This window comes from Paenibacillus sp. Soil522 (assembly GCF_001428245.1).
Taxonomy (GTDB): Bacteria; Bacillota; Bacilli; order Paenibacillales; family Paenibacillaceae; genus Pristimantibacillus.
In genome coordinates this window covers 49,336-56,581 of record NZ_LMRV01000049.1, presented here as the reverse complement: position 1 = coordinate 56,581, position 7,246 = coordinate 49,336, and the positions used below count along the sequence as shown (strand labels likewise).

Annotated in this window: 8 protein-coding genes; 4 read left to right on the top strand and 4 right to left on the bottom strand. The window is 43.4% G+C overall.

Annotation, left to right across the window (positions count from 1 at the left end; genetic code table 11):
* Positions 1 to 246 precede the first annotated feature (246 nt).
* Positions 247 to 966: a DUF4386 domain-containing protein gene (locus tag ASG81_RS16540; RefSeq protein WP_056636415.1), complete on the top strand. Its 720-nt coding sequence runs from the start codon at positions 247 to 249 to the stop codon at positions 964 to 966.
* Between the two features lie 8 nt (positions 967 to 974).
* On the opposite strand, the gene ASG81_RS16535 is transcribed toward ASG81_RS16540, so the two are convergent.
* The 4 genes from ASG81_RS16535 to ASG81_RS16520 all read right to left on the bottom strand — a co-directional run bounded on the left by ASG81_RS16535 (position 975) and on the right by ASG81_RS16520 (position 3,618).
* Positions 975 to 1,559, bottom strand: a complete 585-nt coding sequence (locus ASG81_RS16535) for a Crp/Fnr family transcriptional regulator (protein ID WP_056636412.1) — start codon at positions 1,557 to 1,559, stop codon at positions 975 to 977.
* Between the two features lie 193 nt (positions 1,560 to 1,752).
* Positions 1,753 to 2,322 (bottom strand): 50S ribosomal protein L25, encoded by a 570-nt coding sequence (locus tag ASG81_RS16530; protein ID WP_056636410.1) that lies wholly within the window; start codon positions 2,320 to 2,322, stop codon positions 1,753 to 1,755.
* An 86-nt stretch (positions 2,323 to 2,408) separates the two neighbouring features.
* Positions 2,409 to 3,353 carry a DUF1861 family protein gene (locus tag ASG81_RS16525; RefSeq protein ID WP_056636409.1) on the bottom strand — a complete coding sequence of 315 codons (945 nt, stop codon included), beginning with the start codon at positions 3,351 to 3,353 and terminating at the stop codon, positions 2,409 to 2,411.
* Entirely contained in the window at positions 3,319 to 3,618 is a 300-nt protein-coding gene (locus tag ASG81_RS16520; RefSeq protein ID WP_235548903.1) for a helix-turn-helix domain-containing protein, read from the bottom strand. Before ASG81_RS16520 ends, ASG81_RS16525 begins: the two co-directional genes overlap by 35 nt.
* A 203-nt stretch (positions 3,619 to 3,821) precedes the next feature.
* Here ASG81_RS16520 and ASG81_RS16515 point away from each other — a divergent pair, with 203 nt between their 5' ends.
* From ASG81_RS16515 to ASG81_RS16505, 3 genes are read left to right on the top strand one after another with little or no spacing between them, the layout of a single operon-like run.
* Entirely contained in the window at positions 3,822 to 5,003 is a 1,182-nt protein-coding gene (locus ASG81_RS16515) for a glycosyltransferase family 4 protein (protein WP_235548902.1), read from the top strand.
* Positions 5,003 to 6,109, top strand: a complete 1,107-nt coding sequence (locus ASG81_RS16510) for a hypothetical protein (protein ID WP_056636405.1) — start codon at positions 5,003 to 5,005, stop codon at positions 6,107 to 6,109. The genes ASG81_RS16515 and ASG81_RS16510 overlap by 1 nt, the downstream gene beginning before the upstream one ends.
* Positions 6,102 to 7,181 (top strand): mannose-1-phosphate guanylyltransferase, encoded by a 1,080-nt coding sequence (locus tag ASG81_RS16505; protein WP_056636403.1) that lies wholly within the window; start codon positions 6,102 to 6,104, stop codon positions 7,179 to 7,181. Before ASG81_RS16510 ends, ASG81_RS16505 begins: the two co-directional genes overlap by 8 nt.
* Positions 7,182 to 7,246 lie beyond the last annotated feature (65 nt).

Genomic DNA, 7,246 nt, shown 5'->3' with positions numbered 1-7,246 from the left:
TCCACCTCGCGATGGACACCCTTGCCTTAAGCTATGGCTACTACTGCCTTCACCATTCGGGACTCGAACCCTAGAGATAGCGCCCATGCTGGGCGCACGCAAAAAACCAGTCCACTTAAAGCGGACTGGTTCATTTGTATGCATAGGATTTGGTGAGCGTGCTTTGCACGCTTGATTTAAGTCAATGACCAATCATAATCTTCCTATTACAATAAAAATCAACAATGTAATATAGGGGGATATCTTATGGCTAACTCAGTAAAAGAACCGTCGTATCAAAGAAAATCTGCTCTGACTGCTGGCATATCACTTATCATCATGGCACTTGCTGCATTTTTTTCCTATGGTTTTGTCCATGAAAGCCTCGTGGTGCAAGGCGATGCGAGTGCCACATTTAACAACATCACGTCATCAAATATGCTTTTCAAAGCTGAAATCTTTGGGTGGGTCATCATCCTGATAACTGACATTGTGGTCGCCTGGGCTTTCTATATCTTCCTGGAGCCGATTAATAAAAGCCTTTCATTGCTCGGTGCATGGCTCCGTCTTACCTATGCGGCTATATTGGGAATGGCCATACTGAATTTGATATTTGTATTGCTTCTCTCGAAAGGTACGGACTATTTATCATTATTTAAAATCGATCAACTTCAAGCACTTATGATGCTGTTTTTTGATGCCTTTGAATCGATTTGGTCTATTGGTTTGATCATTTTTGGCGGGCATCTAATGATTGTGGGCTATTTGGCTTTCAAATCAGACAGCATACCCAAAGTCATTGGTCTCTTATTGTTGCTTGCTTCAATAGGCTATATTGTTATTCACCTATGTAAAACGTTTCTTCCACAATATGATGGGGTAATTTCAATACTTAACATTGTATTTACTGTGCCAATGATTGTAGGAGAATTGGGCTTTGGTATATGGCTGCTGTTAAGAGGAGGAAAAGTCTCTAAAGGTGTATGAACAGCTATCTAAAATGTATCTTTATTGATCCGTTTCTTGATTCTGCTTAATGACTCTGGGGTAATACCAAGATAACTCGCCAATTGATGTTGGGGTACACGGTCGACTAAATGAGGTCGTTTCCGTAATAATGCTTTGTAGCGCTCTTCTGGTGCAGATGCGATAAATGAAGCCAGTTCATCTTGTACCTCACCAAAATTTTGCTCGATCATCTTGCGTGTCATTGCTTCTAATTGTGAGTATTTGTTATACATGTCCTCTTCGGAGTCAAGGTCACCAACGACTAATATACAATCTTCTATACAAGTTAAAGAGTACGCGGATGACTTATCTTGTTTATGATGATTAAAATTCGAAATGGCTTGTTCTTCTGTGTAGAAATTGGATGTGACTTCTTTTCCTGTTTCATCTATAGAATACTGCCTAACACATCCCTTCAATACGAAATAACATTTAGTCGGAATATCGCCTTGTCTAAGGAGCATTGTTCCTTTTTTATATTCTTCAATAAGTATCGCTTCAGCGATGGCCTGTTGTTCTTCATCGTTAAGTGTTGTAAATCTGGTCATATACTTCAATAATATTTTTTTCATTTTGATTCCCCTTCAACTGGTTGATTAAGTCATAACCGTCTGTTTTCATTATAAACCCACATTAATTAAATCTGTTGGCAAAAAAATGTTCTTCCGTTCCAAGAAAGTCGGGACCCGCTAAAAGGAAACAAAAAAACAGCCCGCCCTCTTTGACGAGGAACGGGCTGTTTTTGCTCTATTTAGACGAAATCTATTAGGCTGTTTCTTCAATTTCCGCATGCACCGTTTTGATCTGGATCATGACCGTATTCGGATCAGTCAACACTTCAATTCCATCCTTGAAGATCAGGTCGGAAACGAGAAGCTGGGCGCCAGCAGCAAGGCCGCTTATATCTACTTCCATTGAAGACGGCAAATCTCCCGGCATGCAGCGGACATCTATTTCATACATTTCCACCTGCAGTACCCCGCCGGATTTCACACCGATAGCCTCTCCTGAAAAATGGATGGTTACTTTGCTATCCATGCTTTCCGTCATGTTCACATGGTGAAAGTCGACATGCAGTAATTTGCCCGACATGGTTTCCCTTTGGACGTTCTGAACAATGACCGGCATCACGATTTCATCGGATGTCTTGCCCTGCAGAATAGACCGCGGATTTTTTTTCAAAATGTCCAGCATTTCCTTTTCATTAACTTCTAATGACATCGTATCTTTACCAATTCCATACAATACAGCCGGGATTCGTCCCTGTTTTCTTGCTTGATTCAAGTGAGACTTCGTTTCGCCAGTGCGCTTGTTAAATTGAATAAATTTACTCATTTGTTTGTTCCCGCTCTCTTTTGACCATAAATTCTTGTCAAAAGGATTGTAACATGACCATAGAATCTAGTCAAATGAACCATTTCTCATGATTCATAATCCATAAATGGATCAGGGATTTCAATCTGATAAGCCTCGGCATCGCTAACACCAACGGAAAGCACGGCTCGGCCATTGCCTGACCGTATAAGCCCGCCGCTAAAAATAACATCCTCCAGTTCCGGCCGTTTGCCGGGGCCGCTTGGAAAATCGCTTCTTGAGGCAATGATTTTTATTGGCGTTTTCTCGCAGGTTTCGGGGTTTATCGAGAAGACCATCGAATAATAATGCTTGTTCCCTAATTCATCAAAGCAGGCGATATGCCCCAAAACGCCTACATGGCCATTCTTCAATAAATGCGCTTCGTTCGCGCCTCCCCATTCTTCGGGAACGAATTGATCTTGAAACATTTCTGCATCAAGGAAGGTTTGCTCATTGAGCTCCTCCAGCGAATCGATTATCGTAAATCCGATTTGCCCTCTTCCGCCTCTTGTTCCTTGCGGCCTTGTAAATATGCCTATCCTGCCATCCGCAAGCTCAATGAGACGGATATCCTTCATCGTTCCTGGTCCGGAGGAGAAGTGACATAACGAATCAATTTGGAACCCGCGGTAAAATTGAGTGACCCATGACACGATCTTGCCCGGATCATCTTCCGCGGTAATGACTTCAACTCCGCCAATGATTAATTCACCCTTGATGACGGTTTTGCATGGGTCCTGCAAATTATAGGTATGTGTATGTATACGGGGACTCCAAACCTGATTGTAGCATGTAAAAAAGAAGACTTGAGAGAACTCGCTGTCCCGTTCCTCAACTCTTCCTAAGATCACTTCCTCCCCGTCATACTGAAACGGGGCCGTTATATTATATACATCCCGATTTCCAACCCCGGAGAATGTCAGCTTCTCCACTTTCGTCAGGCGGGGCTGCGCATAAAAGGTATCCAGGAGCTGTTTACAGGTTTGCGCCTTTATCGTTTTCCTTCTCATTGTCGTCCTCCTGATGATCAATCAATTCATCTAACGCACAATTGCGATCTTCATCCTCTTCGATTCCAATGAGCTGCCCCGGCTGGACATTAAAATATAGACAAAGCTTTAGCAGCAAATCCCTTGGATACTGTACCATTTCATCCTTATACATACGTCGAACGGAATCAAAGTGGTAATTAACATCTTTTGCAAGCTTACGTATCGATAATTTTGGATCATGATTTTCCATAACTTCTTTTAATTTACTGCGTATGACTGACACACATACACCTCCTAGATCAATATATCTGGAAAAAGGTAGTGAGTCAATAAAATTGACAAGAAAAAATGGTCATGTTATAGTGTGGAAGAGGAAATATTTTTCAATTTTCACAAAATAAAATACCGCTTCACCTAAAGAAATAAAGATCAAAGATCGCTTTATTTCTTTTTTTTGTCCAAAAAATTAATATGGGGGCTGTTTATTTGAAAAAGACTATCAGAAACCGGAATATCGTTTTTCTAGGAACCAGCCTGCCGAGAGAATGCGGCATTGCTACATTTACGCAAGATTTATTAGATGAATTCGATCATATTCAAGGCTTTAATAAGCCTTGTATCATTGCGGTCAACAACAACGAAACTTACCTCTATCAAGAGCAAGTGATGAGGGAAATAGAACAGCACAAGCTGTCGGATTATATAGAAACGGCCGAATATCTTAACGTGTCAGACGTTAATCTTCTCGTTATCCAGCATGAATTTGGTATTTATGGCGGAGAAAGCGGAGAATTTTTGATTCCATTCGTCGAAAGGCTAAGTATTCCATATATCGTTATTTTTCATACGGTGTTAACGAATCCTTCCGCTAAGCAGCGGCACATCATGAATCGGGTTGCGGAATTAAGCGTGAAGGTCATCACGATGGCCCAGTCTACCGTAAAGGATTTGAGCTCTATTTATGGTATCGATGCCGCAAAAGTAGCTTTCATTCACCATGGGGTGCCTAATGTCAAAACCGAATCAAGATCAAAGCTTAAAGAACAATATGGCTTTGCGGACCGGAAAATTTTATCGACCTTTGGCTTCCTTAGCCCTGGCAAAGGAATTGAATACAGCATAGAGGCCATGTGCGGAGTGGTCAAACAGCATCCGGATTCTCTCTATATCATTTTCGGGAAAACGCATCCGGTAGTCAAACAAGAAACAGGCGAGGTATACAGGCAAAAGCTGATGGATCTTGTGGAAGAGTTTGATTTAAAGCATAACGTTCTCTTCGTCGACAAGCTGTTGACACAGGAGGAAGTCATTCAATCGCTTGTCATGTCAGACATTTATATGACTCCATATTTAGGCAAGGATCAGGCCGTTAGCGGCACTTTGGCATACGGAGTCGGTATTGGAAGGGTCATCGTTTCCACTCCTTACCGGTATGCTGAGGAAATGCTGGCAGAGGGCAGGGGCTTACTGGCAAACTTCCGCGATTCCGCCTCTTTGGAAGCATGTATCCTCCAATTACTGGATAACCCTGCTCTAGTAAAAGAAATGGAAAATCGCACGCTTGAACTCGGAAGAACCATGCTGTGGAACGAAGTCGCCAAAACCTATGCCGCCATCTTTCAAGAGAACATAGCGGTTTCAGAGTTAGCTAATAGGAGTGTGATTTAATGGAAGTACAAACGATACTGCAGTTTAAGTCCGATTATATGCGCAGTATAACGGATGATACAGGCATTTTTCAGCATACCAAGTTTGGTGTTCCCGACCGCTCTAAGGGCTATACGACAGATGATAACGCACGGGCATTAATCGCAGCCGTTTTATTGTACAGCAGCAAAAAAGACCCCGTTACGTTGGCCCTTATTCATACTTATATTTCCTTCATTCATCACGCACAGAATACAGCTGGAAACTTTAGAAACTTTATGGATTATAACCGTACTTTCGTTGAGGATAGCGGATCTGAAGATTGTCAAGGACGCACGGTATGGGCGCTTGGATTCGCGCTCGCCCACTCCTCCTCCCTGCCGGATAATTTACTGAATACCTGCCGTTATTTAATTAATCAGGCATTGCCGCTTATCGGTACGCTCAGTTCTCCCCGTGCTGGGGCTTATGCCATAATCGGCCTAAGTTACCTGATAGAAACCCCAAAAGCTTTAACTTACTCCTTTCCATATCCCCACACGCCAAGCACCACGGAAGAGAAGGCATTCCTGCCCAGAGCATTCATCATCGATCTCATCGATAATATGTCGTTCAGACTGCACAATCAGTATATCCGTAATAAGGGGAACGGTTGGAATTGGTTTGAAGACAGCCTTACCTACGGAAACTCGATGCTTCCATGGGCACTCTTAAAAGCATGCCGTATTTCAGGTAACGCTAATTTGAAGGAAGCGGCCAAGGAAAGCTTGGATTTTCTGGCATCTAAAACCTTCTCCATAGAAGGATATTATAAGCCGATTGGCAGCCATGGCTGGCTGCTGCGGGACGGAACGGCCGCTCCCTACGACGAACAGCCGATTGAAGCATGCGAAATGCTTCTTGCTTGCAAGGAAGCCGCGACCGTGCTCCAAGACCCTGCTTATCTGAAATATGCAGCCTTATGCTATGAATGGTATTTAGGACATAATTCATTAAAAATCCCTCTAATTGATCCTCAAACCGGGGCTTGCTTTGACGGTATCCATGGGGCGGGGCTGAACCTTAATCAAGGCTCGGAAAGCATCATTTCCTTCTCTATTGCCCAATCGGTGATGCATCATGAATAAATTCGCGACTATCCTTGCAGGCGGGGGCGGGACCCGCTTTTGGCCGCTTTCCAGACAAGAGATTCCGAAGCAGCTGCTAAATATTAGCGGAAACGATATTATGTTAAACGATACCATTGAACGGTTCAAAGGCATTATTCCTCAGGAAAATACAGTAATCGTTACGAATCGTTCTCAAGCCGTATTACTAGAGAGCATCATGCATAGCAGCGTATTAAGTCGTAATATATTGATAGAGCCTGTTGCGCGAAACACGGCTGCCAGCATCCTTTTTGCGGCGTTATCCATAGAAAAATCCCATGGTAATTCTTTAATGGTCGTATTGCCTTCCGATCATTATATAACGGATGAAGCACAATTCCGGCTTACGCTGGACGAAGCCTGTACGTTCGCGATGGAGACGGACAAAATCGTAACCATCGGAATTAAGCCGACATTCCCTTCTACCGGCTACGGCTACATCGCCTTTGATAGAGAGCCTATTGCTTCGAAACCTGTTGCCGTATACGAAGTAGCTGAATTTGTAGAAAAGCCGAGCTTCCAGAAAGCGCAAGGCTATCTGTCGTCAGGTAATTATTTATGGAATAGCGGGATGTTCATTTGGAAAACATCCGTTATTATTGATCATTTCAAGCGTTACCTGCCCCGGCTGTATAAGACGATGCTTCCAATCAGCGATTATCTGGGTACGGAGCAGGAAGAGGAAATCATTAATAGGATTTATCCGGCGCTTCAAAACATTTCGATTGATTACGGCATCCTTGAGCGCTCCGATGAAGTCGTTGTTCTGTCCGGCCAATTTGGCTGGAATGATATCGGCAGCTGGGATGCGCTTGGCGCGATCTTCCCTCCGGATGAATCGGGCAACATTATAAAAGCGAATCACATGGGCATAGAAACACGCAATTCGATCATATACGGAAACGGCAGACTAATCACGACCATAGGCGTAGACGGCTTCATCATTGCGGACACCGGGGATGCACTATTAATCTGTCCCAAGGACAAAGCGCAGTCTGTCAAAGAAATCGTCGAACTGCTGAAGGAAAATGGAATGACCGAGTATATTTAGTGTTGTCCTTCCAAGCCCGTTTCCTGCCTGCGGTTTGAATAAGCTAAGCGCCCCTGTCTATTTAG